The organism is Nocardia sp. NPDC050717, assembly GCF_040654275.1.
Taxonomy (GTDB): domain Bacteria; phylum Actinomycetota; class Actinomycetes; order Mycobacteriales; family Mycobacteriaceae; genus Nocardia.
The window spans coordinates 156,792-179,024 of the sequence record NZ_JBFAHR010000012.1 but is presented as its reverse complement, the minus strand read 5'-3'; the positions used below and the strand labels follow the sequence as shown (position 1 = coordinate 179,024).

Sequence of the window (22,233 nt, the reverse complement as noted above, 5' to 3'; positions counted from 1 at the left end):
GGACGACCATGACGCATCGTGTAGTGCATTGGGGCACAGGCAATGTCGGGCGGCACGCGCTGGCGGGCGTGCTGGCCGATCCCCGGCTCGAACTGGTCGGCGTGCACGTCTCCGGACCGGCGAAGGCGGGGCGCGACGCCGCCGAACTCGCCGGAACACCCACTCCCTCCGGCATTCTCGCCACCACCGACACCGCGCGGGTCCTGGCGGCGCGCCCCGACTGTGTGGTGTACACGGCCATGACCGACAACCGGCTGATGGACGCGCTGGCCGACCTGCGCATGCTGCTCGCGGCCGGGATCAACGTGGTGGCCAGCGCACCGGTGTTCCTCCAGTACCCGTGGGACGTGCTGCCCGCCGACCTGCTGGAACCCGTGGAACAGGCTGCCGCGCAGGGTGGTTCGTCGCTGTTCGTCAACGGCATCGATCCCGGCTTCGCCAACGACCTGCTGCCGCTCGCGCTGCTCGGCACCTGTCGCGCGGTCGAGCAGGTGCGCTGCCTCGAGATCGTCGACTATTCGACCTACGACAACGCCGCGGTCATGTTCGACATCATGGGCTTCGGCCGTCCGATGACCGAGACTCCGCTGCTGCTGCAGCCGGGGGTGCTGTCGCTGGCCTGGGGCAGTGTGGTGCGCCAGCTCGCGGCGGGACTCGGCGTCGAACTCGATGCCGTGACCCAGGATTTCGAGCGGCTGCCCGCGCCGGAGACCTTCGACATCGACTCCGGCACCATCGCCCAGGGCACGGCGGCAGCCCTGCGGTTCGAGGTCCGCGGCATGGTCGGCGACCGGGCCGTGACCGTCCTCGAACACGTCACCCGGTTGCGCGCCGATCTCGCCCCCGACTGGCCACAGCCCGCCCGCGCGGGCGGGTCCTACCGGGTCGAGGTCACCGGCGAACCGCACTACACCCTCGACCTGGCCATGTTCAGCGATCACGGCGACCACAACCACGCCAGCCTCGTCGGCACCGCGATGCGCCTGGTCAACGCCATCCCCGCGGTCGTCGCCGCGCCGCCGGGTATCCGCACCACCCTCGATCTGCCCCTCGTCACCGGCACGGGTCTGGCCGACCCCGCCCGCCTGCCCCGAACCTCATCCTGAACGGATGAGGTGAGCTCGCCGCCGCGCCGCTTATGGTCGGCCAGATCGGTCACCACTGCCGACGATGGAGGGGTCGATGAGTGTCTTGGCTTCCGATCTGCGCACCCTGAGCCGGGAGGCGTACATCTACCTGTACCCGCTGGTGACGACCGCCGAAACCCGGCGTCAGCAGATCAACGGTGCGGCCGGGTCGAAACCGAGCTTCGGCCCACCGAACCGGTTCCACCACATCCGGGAGTTCCCCGACGCCGCGTTCCGGACGGTCGTGCGACCCAACTTCGACACGCTGTACTCCAGCGCCTGGATCGATCTCACCGGGGGCCCGGTCCGCGTGCACACACCCGACAGCGACGACCGCTACTACATGCTGCCGATGCTCGACGCGTGGACCGACGTGTTCGCCAGTCCCGGGAAACGGACGACCGGCACCGAACCCCAGGACTACCTGCTCGTCGGTCCCGGCTACACCGGGCAGCCACCCGCGGACATCCCGGTCCTGCGCGCGCCGACGCACCACGTCTGGATCATCGCTCGGGCGCAGACGAACGGTCCCGCCGACTACGCGGCCGTCAACGCGTTCCAGGACGGGTTCCGGATCAGCGAGGTCGGCGAACGCGCCCCGTTCACGCCCGATCCGACGGTCGACACCGAGGTGGAACCGCTGCACGTGATCGAGTCCCTGTCCGCCACCGAGTTCTTCCGGCGGGCCACCGACGCGCTCGCCGTCGATCCACCGCACCAGACCGACTTCTCCCAGCTGGCGCGGATCGCTCCGCTGGGCATCGTGCCCGGCCGGGCCTTCGACGCGACGCGGTTCACGGCCGCCGACCTCGCCCAGATCGACGCGGGCGTGGCCGACGCGCGCGCGGCCGTCACCGAGGCGCCGCGGACCCTCGTCCAGCCCGTCGACGGCTGGGTCACCCTGCCCACCGGCGTCTACGGCAACGACTATCTCGCCCGCGCGACGATCGCCAAGGCCGGACTCGGCGCCAACCCACCCGAAGACGCCCTCTACCCGCTGCTGCTCGCCGACTCCGAAGGCAAACCGCCCGTGGGCGATTCCGACTACGTCCTCCACTTCGACGCGGGCGCCCTGCCCCCGGTCGACGCCTTCTGGTCGGTCACAATGTACGACGCGGAGGGCTTCCAGGCACCCAACGAGCTCGACCGCTTCGCCATCGGCGACCGCGACGACCTCCGGTTCAACCCCGACGGCTCCCTCGACATCCACATCTCGCACACCAACCCCGGGCCGGACCGCGAGTCGAACTGGCTGCCCGCCCCGATCGGCCCCCTCGGTATCACCCTGCGCCTGTACGCGCCGCACGCCGCGGCACTCGACCGCACCTGGACGCCGCCGCCGGTCCAGAAGGTCCGCTGAGGAACCGCGGTGGACGCATATCCCGCGATCGACGACCACGGCATCGTCGGTGATCTGCAGACCGCCGCACTCGTGTCGACCGCGGGAACGATCGACTGGTGGTGCGCGCCGCGATTCGATTCGCCGAGCGTGTTCGGCTCGCTGCTCGACAGCGACAAGGGCGGGCACTGTTCGCTCGCGGTCGACACGACCGCCGCCGCGATGGCGGTCCGGCAGCTCTACCTGCCCGACACCGCCATCCTGCTGACCCGGTTCTCCGGGCCGGACGGCGTGGGCGAGGTCGCCGACTTCATGGCGCCGATCACCGGCACCGAGCCGGCCGAGCGGCATCGGCTGGTGCGGGTCGCCCGGGTGGTGCGCGGCCGTCTCACCTTCACACTGACGTGCCGTCCCCGGTTCGACTACGCCCGGGCCGAGCACACCCTCACCACCGTCGACGAGCGGACCGCGGTCTTCGGCTCCCCGATCGCCGATCTCCACCTGCAGGCCACCGACCCGATCGTCCTCGACGCCGACGGGGTGGACGTCGCCGCGCGGTTCACGCTGTCCGCCGGCGAGCGGGCCGCCGTCGTGCTGACCACCGTCCCCGCGGGCGCGCCGGTCTCGCCGGCGCCGACCTGGTCCGACATGGTCGACGAGTTCGACCGGTGCCGTCACTTCTGGCAGACCTGGCTGCGCTCGTCGACCTATCGCGGGCGATGGCGCGACATGGTCAACCGCTCGGCGATCACCCTCAAACTGCTGACCTACGCCCCGACCGGCGCCCCGATCGCCGCGGCCACGATGGGACTGCCCGAACAGATCGGCGGCGAACGCAATTGGGACTATCGCTACACCTGGATCCGGGACGCCTCACTGTCGGTGCGCGCCCTGATCGACCTCGGCTTCACCGAGGAGGCCCTCGCCTTCCGCCGCTGGTTGCGCGCCCGGGTCGAGGCGGGCGGCACCGCCTCGGGTGAGCCGCTGCAGATCATGTACCGGGTCGACGGCGACCCGGAACTCGACGAGATCGTGCTGCCCCACCTGGAGGGCTACCGTGGCTCGGCGCCGGTGCGGGTCGGCAACGGCGCGGCCGACCAGATCCAGCTCGACATCTACGGCGAGGCCACCGACGCGCTGGCGCAGGCGACCGACATGGCGGGCATCACCGGGTGGCGGACCTTCACCGACCTCATCGACTGGCTCGCCGACCACTGGGACCGGCCCGACGAGGGCATCTGGGAAACCCGCGGCGGCCGTCAGGACTTCACCTACAGCAGGCTGATGACCTGGGTGGCGTTCGACCACGCCATCCGGATGGCCACCGAGCAGGCCAGGCCCGCCGATGTGGCCCGCTGGACCGCCGAACGCGACGCCGTCTTCCAGCAGATCGTCGAGCGGGGATGGAATCCTCAGCGGCAGGCGTTCGTCCAGCACTACGCGACCGACGTGCTCGACGCCTCGCTGTTGCTCATGCCCCGGATGCGGTTCCTGTCCCCCACCGACCCAATGTGGACGAGCACGCTGGCGGCGATGGATCGCGAACTCGTCAGCGACAGCCTGGTCTATCGGTACGACCCCGAGGCCTCGCCCGACGGTCTGCGCGGCACCGAGGGCACCTTCAACCTGTGCAGTTTCCTCTACGTCGAAGCGCTCGCCAGGTCCGGCCGGTTGCAGCAGGCACGCTATGCCTTCGACAAGATGCTCACCTACGCCAATCACGTCGGACTGTTCGCCGAGGAGATCGGTCCGTCCGGCGAGCAGTTGGGCAATTTCCCGCAGGCGTTCACCCATCTGGCCCTGATCGCCGCCGCGCTCGCACTCGACGAGGAACTCGATCGGGCCGAGGCGCGGCCGCCCTCGACCCTGCGGTGAGCCGGATCAGCTCTCGCCGTCGCCACCCGGGGTGCGGTCCCCTGGACCGACGCGGCGCGGGGTCACCCGCGGCCGGGTGACCCCGGGCGCGGAATCCGCGCCCGCTCGCCGTCGGCGGGAGGCGCCGAGGTCGATCACGTCCGCGTCGTGCTCGGCACTCGCGCTCGGCGCCGCCGGACGGCGCGCCGGGTTGCCGGCCGGCCACGCACCGGTTTCCTGCTGCAGCTCCGCCCTGGTCACCGGGCGGGTCGGCGCCGGATCGTAGACGGGCTCCGGGTACCACGGCCTGCGCCTGGCCTCGCTGGCCTCGGTGCGCCCGCGGCGCGGCAGCCTGGGCAGCCGGACCACGTTCGACGCGCCGCTCTCGCCCGTCTCGGCGGCCTTGGACTCTTCCCACTTCCGGCGCAGCCGCTCGACCGCGTCGAATCGGCTCCCGCCGGACCCCGCTCCGGTTTCCTGATCCGACATCGAACTAACCGCGGACAGGCGTCGCGCCACGCATCGATCTCACAGCGGCCAGCACCCCGCATCTCGTTTCAGGTCTTCGTTCACCTTCGCATTCTGCACCAAAACCCCCACCCCCGCCCGCACCCGCCCCCATGGACTGAAACATCACCCACTCAGTCGACCGGCGCGCGGACGTGTCAGACGCTGCCGGCCAGCGCCGCCGGGCTGTCCACCCAGTCGTTGCTGTGCCTGGAGGCCGCGGCGGAGACACTGCGCCGGACCGAGGGCCTCGAGCCGACAGAGTGGCTTTCGCGGTCGTAACCGGAAGTCGGCCGGCTCAGACCGGACGATGCCGGACGCCGGTCGGCGGGAAACGGCGTGTGGCCGACTGCTCGACCTCGGTCGGCACCTTCTCCTCGACCACGCGGCCGCGGTCGGCGCCGACCCTGGCCTGTTCGGCGAAGGCGATGTCGCGGGCACTGCGGACCGACAGGCGTCCCAGCGAGGTCGCCGCGAAGAACAGGATCAGCGCGCCGAGTCCGTAGAAGAACGTGAGCTGGATCAGCGCGCGCCGCAGATCCGAGGTGGCGACGGGTTCACCGAGGTCGCCCAGGCGCAGCAGCGCGGCCAGGAACGGCCCGACGACGAACCACGCGCCCGCGGCGACGCCGAGCCAACCGCCGAAACTCGCGACCAGCCGGTTGCGGCTCATCAGCATGAGCAGCCCACCGATGATCGCCACCACCCCCGGCAGCACCTGCAGCCAGCCGCGCGCCGTCGTCCAGACCCAGGGCTCGTCGGGGGTGTACGCGAAATCGAAGTACGGACCGACGAACGGGATCAGCGCGCCCCACAGGCCGAGCAGGAGCACCGCCAACCCACCGACCGCGCCCCGGCTGCGCGGCATCCGCAGCCGACCGCCGTGCCCCGTCGAGACTTTCTCGTCGACGTCCATGACGCCTCCCATCATCGACAACAGAAGTACGCAGCGCATACCCCCGACCTGCTCGATTACGCGCGCGACCCCGATCCGATTCAGGGGAAGGTCACCACCGCCTTGATCACGGTTCCGGCCGCCATGTCGGCCACGGCGTCGTTGATCCGGTCCACCGGATAGGCACGCACGAGCTTGTCCATCGGCAGCAGGCCCCGGCGGTACCACTCGGTCAGGCGGGGCAGGAACACCCGCGGGTCCACGTCACCCTCGATGCTGCCGCGCAGCGTCTTCCCCCGGCCGATGAGCCCGGCGACGTCGACGGGCACGGGCGAGGATCCGAGTCCGACCACCGCCAGTACACCGCGCGCGGTCAGCGAGTCGAGGGCCGTCGCGAGCACCGGCGCGGCGCCGGTGGTGTCGAGCGCGTGCGTGGCGCCCCCACCGGGCAACGCCGCGATCCGCGCGGCGACATCGCGGGCCCCGCCGTCGAGGACCAGGTCGGCGCCCAGTTCGGCGGCGAGGGCGCGACGATCCGGCGACAGGTCGACGGCGACGACGATGCCGACCCCGAGCGCACGGGCCGCCATGAGCGCCGACATCCCGACAGCGCCGACACCGAAGATCGCCAGCACCGAGGTCTCGTCCGGGGCGAGCACCTCGGCGACCACGCCCGCCCCGGTCTGCACCGAACAGCCGAACGCCGCGATCCGCACCGGATCCAGGTCGGGATCGACGACCACGAGGTTGCGTGGTGTCGCCAGGACATGGGAAGCGAAGCTCGACTGCCCGAAGAACGCCCCGATCACCGGCCCGCTCTCGCCGGTCAGCGGAGAATCGGCACCGACTCGTCCGGCGTTGCGCACGGCCCACTGCGCGCAGTAGCCGGGCAGACCACGAGCGCACTCGAGGCAGGTTCCGCAGCTCTGGTAGGTGAGCAATACCCGGTCGCCGACCGCGACGCCCGCCACGTCGCCGCCCACGGCCTCCACGACACCGGCGCCCTCGTGCCCGAGCACGATGGGCATGGTCGCGGGGACGGCGGCCCTGGTGGTGAGGTCTGTGTGGCAGATGCCGCAGGCGAGCACGCGCACCAGCACCTCGTCCGGGCGCGGCGCACGCAACGTCAGCGTCCGCACGGTCAGCGGTGTGTGGGCCCCGGCCGACACCGCGGCGATGATCTCCATCTGTGGGCTCCCCCTCTCGGCGGCACGATCTCACTCCGAATCTTGCACGTCTGTACACCTGTCCATACACAAATCCAGCACTTTTCGCCGCAGACTGACCGATCAGACGGTTTCACCGATAGAAAGAGAGAGTCTGATTTACATTGCCTCAATGGTGGAGAAGGCAAGCGACGCGCGCAGTTTCGTCGTGATCGGCGGCGGACTGGCGGGCCTGGCCGCCGCGGTGTGGCTGGCGGAGGCCGGAAAACAGGTGACCCTGCTCGAGCGCCGCGCCCGACTGGGCGGCCGGACGCACGCGATGCGAGTCCCCGAGGTGGACGACATCCCGGACAACGGCCAGCATGTCGTCGCCAGCGGATACCGCAGCCTGTGGCGGTACCTGGACAGCGTCGGCACCAGGCAGTACGTGACGTTCCCCGGGGCCGGAAGCCTCCGCTGGCCGGGTGGACGCGCGGTCATGCTGCACACCAAGGGTTTCCGCGCACTGCGCACACTGCTCGGCGCACACCCGGACGCCAGCACGCTGGACCGGCTGCGCGCGCTGCGCGCCACGCTGCTGCTGGTCCGGCAGGCGCTGTGGCAGCCGCGGGATCTCGCGGACATCACCACCGACCAGTGGTTCCGGCGTGTCGGCATGCCGGCGAAAGCACGTGAGGCGCTGTGGGATTGGCTCGCGCTCGGCATCGCGGCCGAGCCCGTGGACCGGGAGTCGGCGAAGGTGTTCGCCGACGTGCTGGCCACCGGTATCCGCATCGGCGTGCGGGATCGCGAGGCCGTCACGATCGGCTACCCCACCGTCGACCTCGACACCCTCTACATCCGCGGGGCGGAACGGGTCTTCGAGCGGCACGGCGTCGACGTGCGCTACCGCGCGGTCGCCCGCAAGATCATCGTCACCGACGGCAGGGCGACCGGCGTCCAACTGGCCGACGGTTCGGTGCTCGCGGCCGACGCGGTGATCTGCGCGGTGCCGAACACCAACATCGGCGGACTCCTCGACGACCTGCCCGAACATCCCGAGATCTACGCCGCCGCCGACAAACTCGGTGTCACGCCGATCGTGAGCACGAACCTGTATCTGGATCGACCGCTGCGGACCCTGTCGGCCATGGAGGCACTGATCGGCGGCACCGGCGTCATCGACGAGGTCTTCGACCGGCAACGCATGCACGGCCGCACCCCCGACGGCACCTGGCTGTACTGCCTGACCACCAGCGGCGCCTACCAGCAGATCCACCGGAGCAACGACGAGATCGTCGCCGAGCAGCTCGATCTGCTGCGCCGCTACTACCCCGAAGCCGCCGACGCCCGGGTCGTGGCGGGTCACGTGGTGAAGATGCCGAAGGCGACCTTCTCCCAGGTCCTCGGCACCGACAACCTGCGCCCCGACCAGCGCACGTCGGTCCCGAACCTCGTGCTGGCCGGCGACTGGACCCGCACGGACTGGTCGGCCACGATGGAGAGCGCCGCGCAGAGCGCCGAACGCGCCGTCGAAGCCCTGCTCCGCCACACGGATTAGCTCCGCGCCACAGTCACCGCGGGCCGAAGGCCGCGAGGAAGGTGTCGATCGCCGCCTCCGGCGCGTCCGGGACGGGGGCGGTGGCGTCGAGCATGCGGGCGTTGAGCGGCGCGCCGATCACCAGCCAGGTGAGCTGTTCCGCGGCGATCGCGGCGTCGGGGACGCGCAGCAGGCCGCGTGCGTCGAGCGCCGCCAGCGCGGTCGCGAGGTCGCCGATGTTGCGGATCCAGCTCTTGTGCAGATACGTCGCTCCGACCTCGGGCTGCCTGCCCGCCTCGGCCGTGACCAGGCGGCGCATCTCCAGCACGGCAGGCGACAGGATGCCCGCCCGCAGGATTCGCGCCCAGGCGAGCAGCCCCTCGCGCACATCCTCGGCCGCGGCGAGGGCGGCGAGGGCGGGGCGCAGTGCGTCGCGGCCCGCGCCGGCCCACTGCTCGACGACCGCGGCGAACAGGCCGGACTTCGACGGATGTTCGCGATACAGCGAGGTTTTCGAGATCCCCGCCCGCGCGGCGACTTCGTCCATCGTCGAGCCGGCGAACCCGCGTTCCAGGAACACCTCCCGCGCCACCGCCAGTAGCTCGGCACCGGTCTTACCGGGCGGCCTGCCACGACGACTTCCAGCAGCACTCATGCGCACCACTTTAGTACTTGACAGTACTCAGTCACGTCCCTAGATTAAGTACTGACTCGTACTCAAGGAGCTGGCCATGATTGTTGCAGGTGTCGTCGTCGCGGCGGTCGTCTCGTTCGCCCTCAGCGCGGCGCTGTACGCGACTCCCCCGGTCGCCGCGCTGGTGGCGCGGACCAGTACCCCGCGTCCCGGAATCGGCATGGGGGTACAGATGCTGTTCGTGCTGCTGCGCGGCCTGCTCGCGGCGGCGGTACCGGCCATCCTGCTGACCCTCGGCGATCGACAAGGCCTCGGCGCCGGGACGATACTCGGCCTGGTCCTGGCGATCATCCCGGTGACCATCCTCGCCGGTGCGGTCGTCCACGAGAACGTGCCGATCCCGACCGCGCTGGTGCACATGTCCGACTGGGTCGCGAAGCTGGTCGTCAGCGGTGCCATCGTCGGCGCGTTCGCCTGAATCCGCTACCCCGACAGGAGCTCTCATGGCCACCACCGCAGGACCGATCGACATCACCTTCACCGCCGTCCTCGGCAAGGTCAGGGCGGGCGACACGTGGACGTGCGTGCAACTCCCCGACTCGGCACGGATCTTCGGCACGAGAGGCCTGGTCAAGGTGAAGGGCACCGTCGACGGCGTGCCGTTCACCTCGTCGTTCATGGCCCTCGGCGACGGCACGCACAAACTGCCCGTCGCCGCCGCGATCCGGCGTCGCCTCGGCAAGACCGACGGCGACGAGGTGACCGTCCACCTGACCGAAAGACTCGGCGGCGCGGCGCGATCCGCCTGACAACCCGACCCGCCCGCCGCGCTCCCGGTCAGGCGGACGGCAGCGTGGCGGCCGCGGCGCGGATGAAGGCCATGGCCCGTTCCAGATCCCCCGGCTCGGACCGATGCGCCAGCTCGCTGATCACGCTCGCGACCGTGGCCGCCAGCATGCGCGGGGCCAGGTCGTCGGGGTTCCAGCCCTGCTCTTCGGCGAGCAGTCGCGCGCCCTCATGGATCACATCGGTGAGACGGCCGCGGCCCAGGGCTTCGAGCTGCGGATTGGCGTGCAGCATCCGGTTGTACAGTTCGTCGAAACCGTCCCGGGTGGCCTCACGGTGTCGCAGCCATCGCTCCACCGTGTCGAGAATGCCCTGCCCCTCGGGCCGGTTCTGCAGTGTGCCCGCCAGCTCGTCGACCTGCGCCGTGAAATGCGCCAGCGCCAGTTCCAGCTTGGTCGGGAAGTACAGCGTGACCGTGCGCGGCGAAACCTCGGCCAGTTCGGCGATCTCGGCGATGCTCGTCGCGTCGAAACCCCGCTCGGCGAACAACTGATATGCAGCGGTCTGGATCGCCACGCGGCGCCTCGCCTTACTGCGTTCTCTCAGGCCGCCGACGGTCATCGCCGAAGGCTACCACCGGCCTCCCTCTGCTCCGCGCCGCGTATTCACGCCGTTCCGCGCCACCTGACGCCCTCGAATGTGAGTGCGTTCACGCCCCTACCCCGTTGCCCACCTGCGTACTTCGAGTATTTTTACAGTAGGAAGTAATTATACGAAGCGTTGCACTTTTCGAAGGGATGGGCATCATGACGACCACACTGTCCGCGACGACTCCGCGGGTCCCGGCTTCCACGACGACGACCGCGGCCTTCCCCGGCTCGTCGCGTCGAGATGTCGCCGCCGTCCGGTCGCTGCAAGCCGTGGGCGCCGGGCAGAGCGCGCTGGGCGTGGCCCTGCTGTTCGCCGGAATCGCCGGGTCGTCGACCGGCCCGGCACCGGTCGCCATAGCCGTACTGGGCGCGGCATTCCTGTTGCTCGGCGTGGCCACGGCGAGCAGGCCGCGTCCGATCGTCACCCGCGCCTCGATCGGCACGCTGGCGGTACTCGCCGATTCCGCCCTCACCGTGGCCGGCGTCAGCCTGTTGCTGCTCGCCTGGGCCGAGCTCAGCACCGCGGGTGCGGCCACGATCCTCGTCGGCGTGGTGATCGCCGTGGTGGCGGCGATCGCGACCGCTTTCGTGGGCACCGACGACCGAGCGGCAAAGTAAGCACTGCCAACAATTGTTAGATTGAGGGTATGGCGACGTCGAACACCCCGTACCACCACGGTGACCTCCCCACCGCGCTGGTCCGCGCGGCCATCGAGCTGCTCGAAGAGGACGGCGCCGCCGAGTTGTCCCTGCGCGCCGCGGCCCGCCGTGCCGGGGTGTCGACCGCCGCACCCTATCGGCATTTCGCCGACAAGGACGCGCTGCTGTCGGCGGTGGCCGCCGTCGGCTACCGCGAGCTCGCCGCCGACCTGGTCGCGGCCTGCCCCGCACCGACAACCGCCGAGGACTTCACGGCTGTCGCCATCGCCTACATCCGGTTCGCGCTGAACCGCCCCGGACTCTTCCGCACCATGTTCGCCGAGCCGTGCGACCCGTCCGACCCGGAACGCCTGGCAGCCACCACCGCGATCCACGAATACGTCAGATCCATTGTGCGGGAAGCTTTTCCGGGGTCCGACGAGGAAGCGCTGGCCACCGCGCTGTGGTCGATGGTGCACGGGCTCGCGTTCCTCTACCTGCACGGAAAATTCGACGCGAACGAGCCGGGCGGCCTCGAGGACCGCGTCCGCGCGACGGTGGTCGCGATCCTCGAGCTGCCCGCGCGCACGGTGGACGGCGCCCGCGGCTGACCCACCGCCGTCACCACCGACCCGACCTCGCCGCGACCGCATGTATTCACCGCTTACATTAGGGTGGACGCCGAAGGTCTCGCGGAACACATCGGAGGAGAGTCGTGGCAACAGACAGCGAACCGGGCGCACCCGGCACGGATCGTGACGGCGCCGGAACCGCACCGATCGTGCTGATCGCGCCCGCCATGGCGATCGGCTCCCGGTTCTACACGCCCCTCACCAGAGCGTTCGAAGCCGGCGGATGGACTGCGCGTGCGCTGCCACGCCGCGGATTCGAGCCGGGCGAGCCCGCGGCGTCACGGGCCGTGGACTGGTCCTACGGCGACGAGATCGCCACCATCGCCACGGCGGTGACCGCGGCGCGCGCCGAGGATGCCGGCCGGCCGGTGATCGTCCTGGGACACAGCCTCGGTGCCCAGCTGGCGGTCGGCTGCCAACTGACGTCCGCGCCCGCCGACGGGCTGGTCACCGTCGGCGGTTCGCTCCCCCACTTTCGGCATTTCCCGCACGGTGGACTGCCCGTGGCGACCGCGGCCGTTCTCGTCCCCGTCCTCACCGCCGCGTACGGCTACCTCCCCAAGCCCGCCTTCGGCGCTCCGGGCGCGCGCACCATGATGCGCGAGTGGGCCCGGATGGTCCTGACGGACACGCCCCCGTTCCCCACCGAACCCGCCATCGACGCCCCGGCCCTGGTGATCGCGCTCGGCGGCGACCGGCTCGCCCCGCGCCGCGGTATCGACGCCTTCGCCCGCCGGCTCTTCGCCCCGGACGCCGTCACCCGCTGGGACTACGAGCGGTCGGCGGTCCCTCCCGGCGCCAGCAACGATCACATCCAGTGGGTGCGCTCACCCGGCCCGGTGGTCGACCGCATCGTGGACTGGTGGCAGCGCCGATCCGCCGCGTTAGATACATCAACGTATTCGATGCGCTAACGTATCCGAACAGGATCGCAGCGCGGGCTGCCGAGTGGAAAGAGCAGGTGGCGCATGGATGCCGAGGTGATCGTGGTCGGAGCAGGCCTGGCCGGACTCGTCGCGACCCACGAGCTCACCCGCGCGGGCAAGCGCGTGCTCGTGGTCGATCAGGAGAACGCCGCGAACCTGGGCGGGCAGGCGTTCTGGTCCTTCGGCGGCCTGTTCCTCGTCGACAGCCCGGAGCAGCGCCGACTCGGCGTGCGCGACTCGGTGGAGCTGGCCTGGAACGACTGGTCGGGCAGCGCCGGATTCGACCGCCTCGCCGACGAGGACAGCTGGGCCGAGAAATGGGCACGCGCCTATGTCGAGTTCGCCGCCGGCGAGAAGCGGTCCTACCTCGCCGAGCTCGGCATCAGCTTCCTGCCCTCGGTCGGGTGGGCCGAACGCGGCGACCTGACCGCGCGCGGTCACGGCAACTCCGTGCCGCGCTTCCACATCGCCTGGGGCACCGGGACCGGCGTCGTCGCCCCGTTCGCCGCCTCGGCGCTGCGGGCCGCCGAGAGCGGGTCGGTCACCTTCCGCCATCGGCACCGCGTCGACGAGCTGATCGTCACCGACGGCGCCGTCACGGGCATCCGCGGCGCCGTCCTGGCCGACGACGACGCCGAACGCGGCGCGCCCTCCACCCGGGAGATCGTCGGCGAGTTCACGCTCTCGGCGTCCGCCGTGGTACTGGCGACCGGCGGGATCGGCGGCAACCACGAGATGGTCCGGCGCCACTGGCCCGCGCGCATGGGCACGCCCCCGGCGCGGATGATCACCGGCGTCCCCGCCCACGTCGACGGCCGCATGCTCGACATCGCCGCGACGGCGGGCGTCCGCCTGGTCAATCGCGACCGCATGTGGCACTACACCGAGGGCATCCAGAACTGGAATCCCGTGTGGCCCGGTCACGCCATCCGTATCCTGCCCGGCCCCTCATCCATGTGGTTCGACGCGCTGGGCCGGCGGCTGCCCGCACCGTACCTCCCCGGCTACGACACGCTCGGCACCCTCCGATACCTGCGCACCACACCGGAACTCGCGCCGTACGACCACTCGTGGTTCATCACCACCCAGCGCATCGTCGCCAAGGAATTCGCCCTGTCGGGCTCGGAACAGAATCCCGACATCACCGATCGCAACCGCAAGGCGCTCGTGAGAGAACGCCTGTTCGGCAAGCACGCGCCCGCCCCGGTCGAGGCGTTCAAGCGCCACGGCGCGGACTTCGTCGTCGCCGACACCCTCGACGACCTCGTGGCGAAGATGAACGACCTCACCGAGCGGCCGCTGCTCGATCCCGCGGACCTCCGCGCACAGATTCACGCCCGCGATCTCCAGGTGGACAACCCGTACAGCAAGGACGCCCAGCTCCAGGGCATCCACAACTCACGCCGCTATCTCGGCGACCGCCTCATGCGCACCACCGCGCCGCACCGCATCCTCGACCCCGCCGCCGGGCCGCTCATCGGCGTCAAACTCCATGTGCTGACGCGCAAGTCGCTCGGCGGCATCCAGACCGATCTGGGCTCACGAGCCCTCGACGCCGACGGTGTGCCGATTCCCGGTCTGTTCGCTGCCGGCGAGGCGGCGGGCTTCGGTGGCGGCGGCGTCCACGGCTACAACTCGCTCGAGGGCACCTTCCTGGGCGGCTGCGTCTTCTCGGGCCGCGCCGCCGGACGCACCGCCGCGGCGACGGTCTGACGACCGCGACCCCGCCTTCCCGACGTCGAACTCAGGGCCGGTCGACGTCGGGAATGATGGCCTCGGGCTTGAAGATCACCTTGTAGTGGTAGCGGCTCACCTCGACGGCCTCGAGCTGTTCCACGAAGTAGCTCACGTTGTCCGAGAGCCCGAGGAAGTGCTTCTTGTACTCGTCCTCCCCGGTCTTGCACGTCACCTCGAGCTGGTTGTTCTCGTCCTTGATCGAGCACTTGCCCTCGATGGACAGCAGGTACTTGTCGGTGATGCCGTTGAAGAACACGACCCGGCGGTCGATCTTGAACTGGTCCGATTCCTTGGACAGGTTCTCCGACACCACATCGGCGTCGCTCGAACACCCGGCCAGGACGGCGGCCCCCGCGAACACCGCCACCACAGCGGCGATCAGCCTCGACTTCATGTGCGCTCCCCCAGTTGTCGAACACCACGCCCGCTCCCCCTCGACAGCGGTGACGCGCTGGCCCAATGCTACCCAGCACCAGCGGGTTTCGCGAGGATGAATCCGCCTCGTCAGTCGCCGGTGCCGCGGAGCGGGGCGCCGACGTGGTGCAGGTGTGTCAGCGCCTCGCGGTAGGAGGCGAGCAGGCCGGTCTCGTGGTACGGCACCCCGATCTCGGCGCAGTACGCGCGCACGATCGGCTGCGCGTGCCGCAGGTGCGGCGTGGGCATGCTCGGGAAGAGGTGGTGTTCGATCTGGTAGTTGAGTCCGCCGAGGGCGAGGTCGGTCACCACGCCGCCACGCACATTGCGCGACGTGAGCACCTGACGGCGCAGATAATCGGGACGATCGTCGCCGGTGAGCGTCGGCATGCCCTTGTGGTTCGGCGCGAAGATGCACCCCATGTACAGGCCGAACAGCCCCTGATGGAGGGCGAAGAAGACCAGCGCCTTGTCCACGGGCAGGACCAGGAACAGCGCGGTCAGGTAGACGACGAAGTGGCCGAGCAGCAGCGCACCCTCCCAGCCACGATGCTTGACCGCGCGATTCCCGAGCGCCCGCACGCCCGCCACATGCAGATTGAGCCCCTCCAGCAGCAGGAGCGGGAAGAACAGGTACGCCTGCGCCCGCCCGAGCAGCCGCGGCAGCCCACGGCTGGCTCTGGCCTGGTCCCGCGACCAGACCAGCACGTCGGGTGCGACGTCGGGGTCGAGGTCCTCGTGGTTGGGGTTGGCGTGATGGCGGGTGTGCTTGTCCTGCCACCAGCCGTAGCCGAGGCCGATCCCCGCGTTGCCGACGATCCGTCCCACCAGCTCGGTCGGCCTGCGCAGCCGGAAGACCTGGCGATGCGCCACGTCGTGCATCACCAGGGCGACCTGGGCGAAGGCCACGGCCAGGAACGCCGCGACAAGCAGGGTCCACCACGAGTCGCCGACCAGCACGAACGCCGCCCAACCACCCACGAACGCGGTGCCGACCAGGCTGAGCCGCAGCGCGTAGTAGCCGGGACGGCGGCGCATCAGCCCCGCGTCGGAAACGCGGCGTAGCAGCCGGGCGTAGTCGCCGTCGGCGCCGCGCCGCGGTGGCCGGGCGGAAGAGTCGGGGACCAGGGCAGATGTCGTCATTCCCCGAAGTTATCGGCGGAGATCTCGTCGCTCGTAATCCCTTGGTATGAGAGGTGATCGGACCGCGGAGTGATATTCGCGGCCACGCGGCGACGCAGTGTGCCCCGCATCGAGGGGTTGAAACCGGATGAGGCTGGGTAAAGAAGTGCTCGACACCGTTCGCGAAATCCGGCGAGCGGGACGTCTCGACAGACGTTCACCAGGGTGGAGAAAAGATTGCTGAAACTGATCGAGCTCATCCGCAGACCGGCACAGCCCGTCGACTCGACCGAGCCGCCGACCCCCGCCGGGTCGCTGCGCCCAGGCGACATCGTGCTCACCACCAAGCGCAGCTATCGCGTGGTCAGCACCAGCTTCGCCGGTGACGCGCGCCGCGCGGGCCGAGTGGTCGCCGACACGGTCGATCTGGTCACCGGCCGCCTGCGCGTCCTCGACTTCCCCAGCCCCGACACCCTGGTCACCGTCAAGACGGCCTAGCCCTCAGCTGAACGGGCGCAGGCAGAGGATGACGCCCTCGATGCCGTCGTACTCGTCGAGCCGGACACCGTCCTCGTACTCCCTGCACAGCCCGGTCTTCCCGGTGTCGTCCAGGCGGGCGACGATCTTCGCCTGGGCGTTCGACTCCGAACAGCCCACCTTCACCAGCTTCGCGTCGGAGGAGCTGATCCTCATCTCGTCCGCGGTGGAGACACAGTCGCCGACGGCAGGCTCGGCATCGCCGCCACGGACGGCCGTCCAGACCCCGGCGCCCAGCGCCAGGGCGACCACGATCCCGAGCGGGATCAGCGCGACCGCCGTGACGCGCCGCCGCCGCGCCACGGCCGCTCCGGTGAACCACTCGCCGGCCGACCGCTGGTACAGCAGCACGAGGACGGCGATCACCGCGACCACGCCGAGGGGGCCCGGCGACAAGCGCACGAACGCGGACCCGCCGGTGCCGTCCGCCTGCGCGCCGCCACTGCTGAACGCAGTCGATCCGAGCGCGACGATTCCTTCGAGCACGGCGAACACGGTCGCGGTGACGCGCACCCGGCGCCGACGCCGCCCGAAGAAGCACGCGGTGATCGCCAGCGCCCAGAAGAACAGGTATCCGTAGGCGTTCGCGCCCGCCGCACGGGGGTGCCCGATGCCGATCAGCACGCTGGTGCCGACCAGTCCGATCGCGGCCATCACCAAGATCACGACCTGCGCCGCGCGGACACTCCCCGGCATCACCCCTCCTTGACCAGCCGCGGTTCCTCGTCGGCCATGACCGCTTCGCCGCGGGCGACCATACCCGCCTCGTCCGACAATGTCAGGTGCGGGATGAACAGCGCGAGGCCGAAAGCCAGGATCGCGCCGGGGATCAGGTACCAGAAGCCGGGGACCAGCGCGTCGACGTAGGCGCCGACGATGGCGTCGTGCAGGGTGTCCGGCAGGTTCTTGACCACCGAGGGAATCAGGGCGCTCGGGTCCAGCTTCGCCGCCGCCACCTCCTGCCAGTTCGCCTGGAACGCGGTGGTGAGATTCTCGGTCAGCCTGCCGGTGAAGATGGAGCCGAAGATCGCGATGCCGAGCGCGCCGCCCATTTCCCGGAAGTAGTTGTTCGCGCTGGTCGCCGTGCCGATCTGGTCGGGCGCCACCGCGTTCTGCACCACGAGCACGATGATCTGCATGATCAGGCCCAGGCCCGCGCCCATGACGAACAGCATGGCCGAGACCAGCCACATCGAGGTGTGCGCGTCCAGGCGCGTCAGCCACAGCATGTCGATCCCGATGAGGGCGGCGCCGATCGGCGGATACACCCGGTAGCGGCCGGTCTTGGTGATGACGTTCATCGAGGTGATCAACGTGAGCATCATGCCGATCATCATCGGGATCAGCAGCAGCCCCGACACCGACGCGGAGGTCCCGGTGGCCATCTGCAGGTAGGTCGGGATGAAGCCGATCGCGGCGAACATCACCAGGCCGACGAGGAAGCCGATCAGCGAGGTGAGCACGAACGTGCGATTGCGGAACAGCCACAGCGGCAGCATCGGTTCCTCGGCCCGCGACTCCACGAACACGAAGGCGGCGACCACGAGGATCAGCGCGGCGATCATCGTCAGCATGGTCGTCGAGCCCCACGCGTACTGCTTGCCACCCCAGTCGGTGATCAGGATCAGCAGGGTGGTCGCGGTCGACATGAGCACGATGCCGAGGTAGTCGGGCCGGGTCTTGGGCCGATGGCTGGGGATGCTCAGGTAGCGGAAGGCGATGAACAGCGCGGCGATGCCGATCGGCACGTTGATCCAGAAGCACCAGCGCCAGTCGAGGTGATCGGCGAACAGCCCGCCGAGCAGGGGCCCGGCGACCGAGGTGATGCCGAAGACCGCGCCCATCGGCGCCATGTACTTGCCGCGATCCTTGGCGGGCACCACGTCGGCGATGATGGCCTGCGCCAGGATCATCAGGCCACCGCCACCGACGCCCTGCAGCCCGCGGAAGGCGATGAACTCCCAGAACCCGGTCGAGGCGGCGGCCCCCACCGAGGCGGCGGTGAAGACGGTGATCGCGAACAGGAACAGCCACCGCCTGCCGAACATGTCGCCGAGCTTTCCGTAGATCGGCATCACGATCGTGGTGGCGAGCAGGTAGGAGGTGGCGGTCCAGGCCATGTGCGAGACGCCGCCCAGCTCGCCGACGATCGTCGGCATCGCGGTGCCGACGATCATCTGATCGAGGCTGGCCAGGAACATGCCCGCGATCAGCGCGGAGAAGATCAGCCAGATCCGCTTCTGGGTCAAGACGATCGGGGTGGGCGGCGAATCTGCCGTCGTGGTCATCGGAGCGTCTCCCTCGTGCTGTCGTCCGGCCGATCGAACAGCCGGGCGGCCATGGCGCAGTGCTCGTGCAGTGCTGCGGCCAGCGACCCGTTCGGGTCCGCGGCCAGCGACGTCGCCGCCCGCGTGGTGATGGTGGTCATGATTCCCGCGGTGAGCGAGGCGAATTCGGGCGCGACCTCGGTCCCGAGCCGGGCCGAGAGGAGTTCGGCGGTGGCCGATTCCAACCTCGCGCCGGAGGCGATGAACGCGGAGAGCACGCGGGGCTCCGCGATCACCAGTTCGGTGACGAGCGAGATCCCCTCGCGCACTTCGTTCTCCGGCTGGAAGCCGGCGGCGTGCAGCCAGGTGAGGTCCTCGATGAGCACACCCGTCGGCCCGCCCGCGACGAATTCCCGGCGCGCTTCGGGTGTTCCGATCTCCCCGACCGGGCCGACCACCGCGTCGAGTTTGGTGTCGTAGTAGTTGAAGAAGGTGCGCGGGGAGACGCCGACCGCCTTGGCGATGTCGTCGACGTTGGTCGCGTCCAGCCCGCGCTCGACCGCCAGTCGCCGTGCGGCGAGGCACAGATCGAGCAGGGTCCGTTGCTTCTTCTGTTCGCGCAGTCCGACCGGCTCCTGGGGCACGGTCGTCAAATTAGCACAAACTGCAATATTTCAGAAACTGCAACCTTCATCGCGGCCGCCTGCTGCCGCGTGGGTGCCGGGAAACGGGGAGTCGCGGGGCGACACTGGGATCCGTGGATACCGACTCCGAGGACAGCGTCCCGAAGGCGCGCTCCAGGATGCCGTCCTGGCTACCCAGGGCGATGGTGCTGGCACTGGTGTTCTTCGGGCTGTTCCTGCTCGCCGACTGGGCCTTCCACCGGCTCACCGGCATCCTGATCATCCTGTTCGTGGCGTTCTTCATCTCGCTGGCGATGGAGCCCGCCGTCGCGGCCCTGGTGCGGCGGGGTGTGCCGCGCGGGCTCGCGACCGGGCTCGTCTTCGTCGGCGCCTTCGCCTGTGTGCTGGCCTTTCTCGCCGCGCTGGTGACGCTGCTGGTGGAGACCGCCACGAACCTGGCCCACGAATCACCCCGGCTGCTGGACGAGGGCGTCGACCGGGTCAATCGCACCTTCGGCCAGCACTTCACGACCCACGATCTGAGTCAGCGCCTGCTGCGCGAGTCCGACCTGCTCGAGGGCTACGCGCGCGCGGCCGCCGACAACGTCTGGGGCGTGTCGACGACAGTGCTCGGCGGCCTGGCCCAGGTCCTGACCATCGCGCTGTTCAGCATCTATCTCACCGCGGGCGGTCCGCGGGTCCGCCGCACCGTGTGCGCCCTGCTGCCGCCCGCCCGCCAGCAGACGTTCCTGCACGCCTGGGACCTCGCCATCGACAAGACCGGCGGCTACCTGTTCTCGCGGGTGCTGCTGGCGATCGTCTCCGCGGTCGTGCACGCGGGGTTCCTGGCGCTGCTGCACCTGCCCAACCCGATCGCCCTCGGCGTCTGGTTCGGGGTGATCTCCGCGTTCATCCCGACCGTCGGCACCTATATCGCGGCGATCGTTCCGGTGTTCGTCGCTTTGACGGTCGATCCGATGGACGCGGTGTGGATCATCGTGTTCGCCGTGATCTACCAGTGGTTCCAGGACTACCTGCTGCAACCCCGGATCACCGCGCGCACCGTCGACGTCAACGCCGCGATCGCGCTGCTGTCGGTCCTCGCCGGCGGGGCACTGCTCGGCCCGGTCGGCGCCCTGCTGGCCATCCCGGCCACCGCCACCGTGCAGGCCTTCCTCTCCGAGTATCTGAAACACTATGCGGTGGTAGAGGATCCGCGCATCGAGCAGACGACCCCGCGCCGCGGGCGCACCGCCCCCGCCGGGCCGCAGCCCCCGAATCCCGACTGACGGCGCGTCGCTACAAGCTCAGCAGCAGGGTGACCGCCACGACGAGGAACACCGCGACGATCACCGCCGTGACCGCGACCGCGGCGATCCCGGTCGGCGGAAACCGCCGCCGGGTCCGCGGTTCGGGCGCGGACAGCCCGGACATCTGTCCCGACTCGGGCGGTGTCGACCCCGGCGGCACCCCGCCGCCCGGCTCCAGGTCGGGAATGCGCGTGGGATCAGGGTCCATGGAAGCCATGGTCCACACCTCCTCGGCGAACGATCGGTTCGACCGCTCACGGCGGCCTCATCGACGCTCTACCCGCGCTCCGGTCCCTCAATCTGGCCGATGGCGCTGCGCCGCTATTCGTAGGCGTTCGACGGGGCCGGCCGGGTGGGCACCAGCGTGATGCGCGCGTCGGTCGCGATTCCGATCTGCCCCAGCGTGAGCGGGTTCATGCAGTTGCGCTGCGGGTGGGTGAAGATCGGGTCCATCGTCGGGTCGGTGTGCCCGGTGACCGACTTGTAGTACGGCCCGAACGGCTGCCCACCGGACACACTGACGCCGAAGCAGTCGACCTCCAGAATGTAGGTGCCGTCCCCACCGCAGTGCGCGGACGCGCCGTCCCACCGTCGATCCAGGGTGCACCCCTGTGGCTCCGCCTGCGCCGAGCCCGCCGCGATCGTCGACAACAGTGCCGCGCTCGCGATCAACGTCGAAGTACCGAGAACGCGCCAAGTCCTGGTTGCCATGTCGGACCTCCGTCTTTGCTTCCACACGGAAAAGCCTGCCGGGCGCCCACTCTATGTCAGAACAACTCGGTCACCGGGGTTTCCGCGCGGATGTCGAGATCGGCCGCCGCCAACGTCACCGCGATGGCGTTGAGGATCAGCCGTTGCAGCAGGTCGGAGAGCTCGTCGGCCGTCAAGGGCTGCATTCCCCGGCTGAGCCAGCGGTTCACGGCGTTGTCGACCATGCCGACAAGCGCGAACGCCAGCGATTCCGCGACGTCGACCGGCTGTTCCCGGCGCGCCAGAGCGGCGGCGAACAGCCGTGTCACCTGCACCGCGATCGCCGTGCGGGCGCCCGTGACCGATTGCGAACCGCCCGGGGACCGCTTGGTGGAACCCGCGGCCAGGAAGTGGTGCAGGTGGGGGTTGGTGACGATCCAGCCGATGTAGGTGTCGACCGCGCGGGTGATCGCGTCGCCGACCGTGCCCTCGGGGTTGAGCACGGGTGACAGCCGCGTCATCAGCTCGGCGATGATGCGGTCGCGCACCTGTTCGTCGAGGTCGTCGCGGTCACCGAACAGCCGGTACACGACCGATCGGGGAACGCCGGCGCGCTCGGCGATATCCTTGACGCCCACGTCGACGCCGTGCTGCCGGATGGCCGAGATCGCCGCGGCCAGGATCTGGTCGCGGCGTTCGGCCTTGTGCCCGCTCCACCGCTGCGATCGACCGTCGGTGGTTTCGGGCGCGGCGGCGGGTTCGGGGTTCGACACGTTCGGACCCTACACCGCTGAATCGTTCATCAGCCTCGCGCCGGCGGGCGGTGCCGGACGGTCACCGGCGCCGCCGCGGCGCGAGG

General features: G+C 70.0%; 25 protein-coding genes. 12 read left to right on the top strand and 13 right to left on the bottom strand.

Translation table 11 applies throughout. The features are described from left to right. Nucleotides 1–8: 8 nt before the first annotated feature. The 3 genes from AB0H56_RS23335 (at nt 9) to AB0H56_RS23325 (ending at nt 4,341) form a co-directional block, all read left to right on the top strand. Nucleotides 9–1,106, top strand: coding sequence for a diacylglycerol kinase (locus AB0H56_RS23335; protein WP_357166975.1), 1,098 nt, complete (start codon nt 9–11; stop codon nt 1,104–1,106). A 76-nt stretch (nt 1,107–1,182) separates the two neighbouring features. Further along, nucleotides 1,183–2,487 carry a DUF1254 domain-containing protein gene (locus tag AB0H56_RS23330; protein ID WP_357166972.1) on the top strand — a complete coding sequence of 435 codons (1,305 nt, stop codon included), beginning with the start codon at nt 1,183–1,185 and terminating at the stop codon, nt 2,485–2,487. Between the two features lie 9 nt (nt 2,488–2,496). Continuing rightward, entirely contained in the window at nt 2,497–4,341 is a 1,845-nt protein-coding gene (locus AB0H56_RS23325; RefSeq protein WP_357166969.1) for a glycoside hydrolase family 15 protein, read from the top strand. A 6-nt stretch (nt 4,342–4,347) separates the two neighbouring features. Here the strand turns inward: AB0H56_RS23325 and AB0H56_RS23320 are convergent, their stop codons facing one another. The 3 genes from AB0H56_RS23320 to AB0H56_RS23310 form a co-directional block, all read right to left on the bottom strand. Continuing rightward, on the bottom strand, nt 4,348–4,809 hold the full coding sequence (locus AB0H56_RS23320) for a hypothetical protein (RefSeq protein ID WP_357166966.1): 462 nt from the start codon (nt 4,807–4,809) through the stop codon (nt 4,348–4,350). Nucleotides 4,810–5,125: 316 nt separating this feature from the next. Continuing rightward, nucleotides 5,126–5,743: a hypothetical protein gene (locus AB0H56_RS23315; RefSeq protein WP_357166963.1), complete on the bottom strand. Its 618-nt coding sequence runs from the start codon at nt 5,741–5,743 to the stop codon at nt 5,126–5,128. Nucleotides 5,744–5,823: 80 nt separating this feature from the next. Next, nucleotides 5,824–6,909: an NAD(P)-dependent alcohol dehydrogenase gene (locus AB0H56_RS23310; RefSeq protein WP_357166960.1), complete on the bottom strand. Its 1,086-nt coding sequence runs from the start codon at nt 6,907–6,909 to the stop codon at nt 5,824–5,826. 151 nt (nt 6,910–7,060) lie between these two features. On the opposite strand from AB0H56_RS23310, the gene hpnE reads away from it, so the two are divergent. Continuing rightward, a complete protein-coding gene (gene hpnE / locus AB0H56_RS23305) occupies nt 7,061–8,428 on the top strand; it encodes a hydroxysqualene dehydroxylase HpnE (RefSeq protein ID WP_357166957.1) in 1,368 nt (455 codons plus the stop codon). Nucleotides 8,429–8,441: 13 nt separating this feature from the next. On the opposite strand, the gene AB0H56_RS23300 is transcribed toward hpnE, so the two are convergent. Then, nucleotides 8,442–9,062, bottom strand: coding sequence for a TetR/AcrR family transcriptional regulator (locus AB0H56_RS23300; RefSeq protein ID WP_357166954.1), 621 nt, complete (start codon nt 9,060–9,062; stop codon nt 8,442–8,444). Nucleotides 9,063–9,138: 76 nt separating this feature from the next. Here AB0H56_RS23300 and AB0H56_RS23295 point away from each other — a divergent pair, with 76 nt between their 5' ends. Continuing rightward, entirely contained in the window at nt 9,139–9,519 is a 381-nt protein-coding gene (locus AB0H56_RS23295) for a DUF1761 family protein (protein ID WP_357166951.1), read from the top strand. 25 nt (nt 9,520–9,544) lie between these two features. Next, complete coding sequence (locus tag AB0H56_RS23290) at nt 9,545–9,850, top strand: DUF1905 domain-containing protein (protein WP_357166948.1); 306 nt, start codon at nt 9,545–9,547, stop codon at nt 9,848–9,850. Between the two features lie 28 nt (nt 9,851–9,878). Here the strand turns inward: AB0H56_RS23290 and AB0H56_RS23285 are convergent, their stop codons facing one another. Then, on the bottom strand, nt 9,879–10,403 hold the full coding sequence (locus AB0H56_RS23285; protein ID WP_357166945.1) for a TetR family transcriptional regulator: 525 nt from the start codon (nt 10,401–10,403) through the stop codon (nt 9,879–9,881). Nucleotides 10,404–10,633: 230 nt separating this feature from the next. On the opposite strand from AB0H56_RS23285, the gene AB0H56_RS23280 reads away from it, so the two are divergent. From AB0H56_RS23280 to AB0H56_RS23265, 4 genes are all read left to right on the top strand, one after another. Next, nucleotides 10,634–11,095: a hypothetical protein gene (locus AB0H56_RS23280; RefSeq protein ID WP_357166942.1), complete on the top strand. Its 462-nt coding sequence runs from the start codon at nt 10,634–10,636 to the stop codon at nt 11,093–11,095. 29 nt (nt 11,096–11,124) lie between these two features. Beyond that, nucleotides 11,125–11,727, top strand: a complete 603-nt coding sequence (locus tag AB0H56_RS23275) for a TetR/AcrR family transcriptional regulator (protein WP_357166939.1) — start codon at nt 11,125–11,127, stop codon at nt 11,725–11,727. Between the two features lie 104 nt (nt 11,728–11,831). Beyond that, nucleotides 11,832–12,662 (top strand): alpha/beta hydrolase, encoded by an 831-nt coding sequence (locus tag AB0H56_RS23270; protein ID WP_357166936.1) that lies wholly within the window; start codon nt 11,832–11,834, stop codon nt 12,660–12,662. A 54-nt stretch (nt 12,663–12,716) separates the two neighbouring features. Then, nucleotides 12,717–14,387, top strand: coding sequence for an FAD-binding dehydrogenase (locus AB0H56_RS23265; protein ID WP_357166933.1), 1,671 nt, complete (start codon nt 12,717–12,719; stop codon nt 14,385–14,387). 31 nt (nt 14,388–14,418) lie between these two features. Here the strand turns inward: AB0H56_RS23265 and AB0H56_RS23260 are convergent, their stop codons facing one another. Beyond that, nucleotides 14,419–14,805, bottom strand: a complete 387-nt coding sequence (locus AB0H56_RS23260) for a hypothetical protein (protein WP_357166931.1) — start codon at nt 14,803–14,805, stop codon at nt 14,419–14,421. A gap of 110 nt (nt 14,806–14,915) precedes the next feature. Continuing rightward, nucleotides 14,916–15,968, bottom strand: coding sequence for an acyl-CoA desaturase (locus AB0H56_RS23255; RefSeq protein ID WP_357166928.1), 1,053 nt, complete (start codon nt 15,966–15,968; stop codon nt 14,916–14,918). A gap of 216 nt (nt 15,969–16,184) precedes the next feature. Between AB0H56_RS23255 and AB0H56_RS23250 the strand changes: the two genes are divergently transcribed. Continuing rightward, the gene (locus AB0H56_RS23250) at nt 16,185–16,445 is read left to right on the top strand and encodes a hypothetical protein (protein ID WP_232998458.1); all 261 of its coding nucleotides are present in this window, start codon (nt 16,185–16,187) and stop codon (nt 16,443–16,445) included. A gap of 3 nt (nt 16,446–16,448) precedes the next feature. On the opposite strand, the gene AB0H56_RS23245 is transcribed toward AB0H56_RS23250, so the two are convergent. From AB0H56_RS23245 to AB0H56_RS23235, 3 genes are read right to left on the bottom strand one after another with little or no spacing between them, the layout of a single operon-like run. Next, the gene (locus AB0H56_RS23245; protein WP_357166924.1) at nt 16,449–17,180 is read right to left on the bottom strand and encodes a hypothetical protein; all 732 of its coding nucleotides are present in this window, start codon (nt 17,178–17,180) and stop codon (nt 16,449–16,451) included. Next, entirely contained in the window at nt 17,180–18,772 is a 1,593-nt protein-coding gene (locus tag AB0H56_RS23240) for an MDR family MFS transporter (RefSeq protein WP_357166921.1), read from the bottom strand. The genes AB0H56_RS23245 and AB0H56_RS23240 overlap by 1 nt, the downstream gene beginning before the upstream one ends. Next, nucleotides 18,769–19,395, bottom strand: coding sequence for a helix-turn-helix domain-containing protein (locus tag AB0H56_RS23235; RefSeq protein WP_357166918.1), 627 nt, complete (start codon nt 19,393–19,395; stop codon nt 18,769–18,771). The genes AB0H56_RS23240 and AB0H56_RS23235 overlap by 4 nt, the downstream gene beginning before the upstream one ends. 113 nt (nt 19,396–19,508) lie before the next feature. Here AB0H56_RS23235 and AB0H56_RS23230 point away from each other — a divergent pair, with 113 nt between their 5' ends. Then, nucleotides 19,509–20,663: an AI-2E family transporter gene (locus AB0H56_RS23230; RefSeq protein ID WP_357166915.1), complete on the top strand. Its 1,155-nt coding sequence runs from the start codon at nt 19,509–19,511 to the stop codon at nt 20,661–20,663. A 10-nt stretch (nt 20,664–20,673) separates the two neighbouring features. Here AB0H56_RS23230 and AB0H56_RS23225 read toward each other — a convergent pair whose 3' ends face one another. The 3 genes from AB0H56_RS23225 to AB0H56_RS23215 all read right to left on the bottom strand — a co-directional run bounded on the left by AB0H56_RS23225 (nt 20,674) and on the right by AB0H56_RS23215 (nt 22,147). Further along, nucleotides 20,674–20,901 (bottom strand): DUF6480 family protein, encoded by a 228-nt coding sequence (locus AB0H56_RS23225; RefSeq protein WP_357166912.1) that lies wholly within the window; start codon nt 20,899–20,901, stop codon nt 20,674–20,676. 104 nt (nt 20,902–21,005) lie between these two features. Then, the gene (locus AB0H56_RS23220; RefSeq protein WP_357166909.1) at nt 21,006–21,395 is read right to left on the bottom strand and encodes a hypothetical protein; all 390 of its coding nucleotides are present in this window, start codon (nt 21,393–21,395) and stop codon (nt 21,006–21,008) included. Nucleotides 21,396–21,451: 56 nt separating this feature from the next. After that, a complete protein-coding gene (locus tag AB0H56_RS23215; protein WP_357166906.1) occupies nt 21,452–22,147 on the bottom strand; it encodes a TetR/AcrR family transcriptional regulator in 696 nt (231 codons plus the stop codon). Nucleotides 22,148–22,233: the final 86 nt, after the last annotated feature.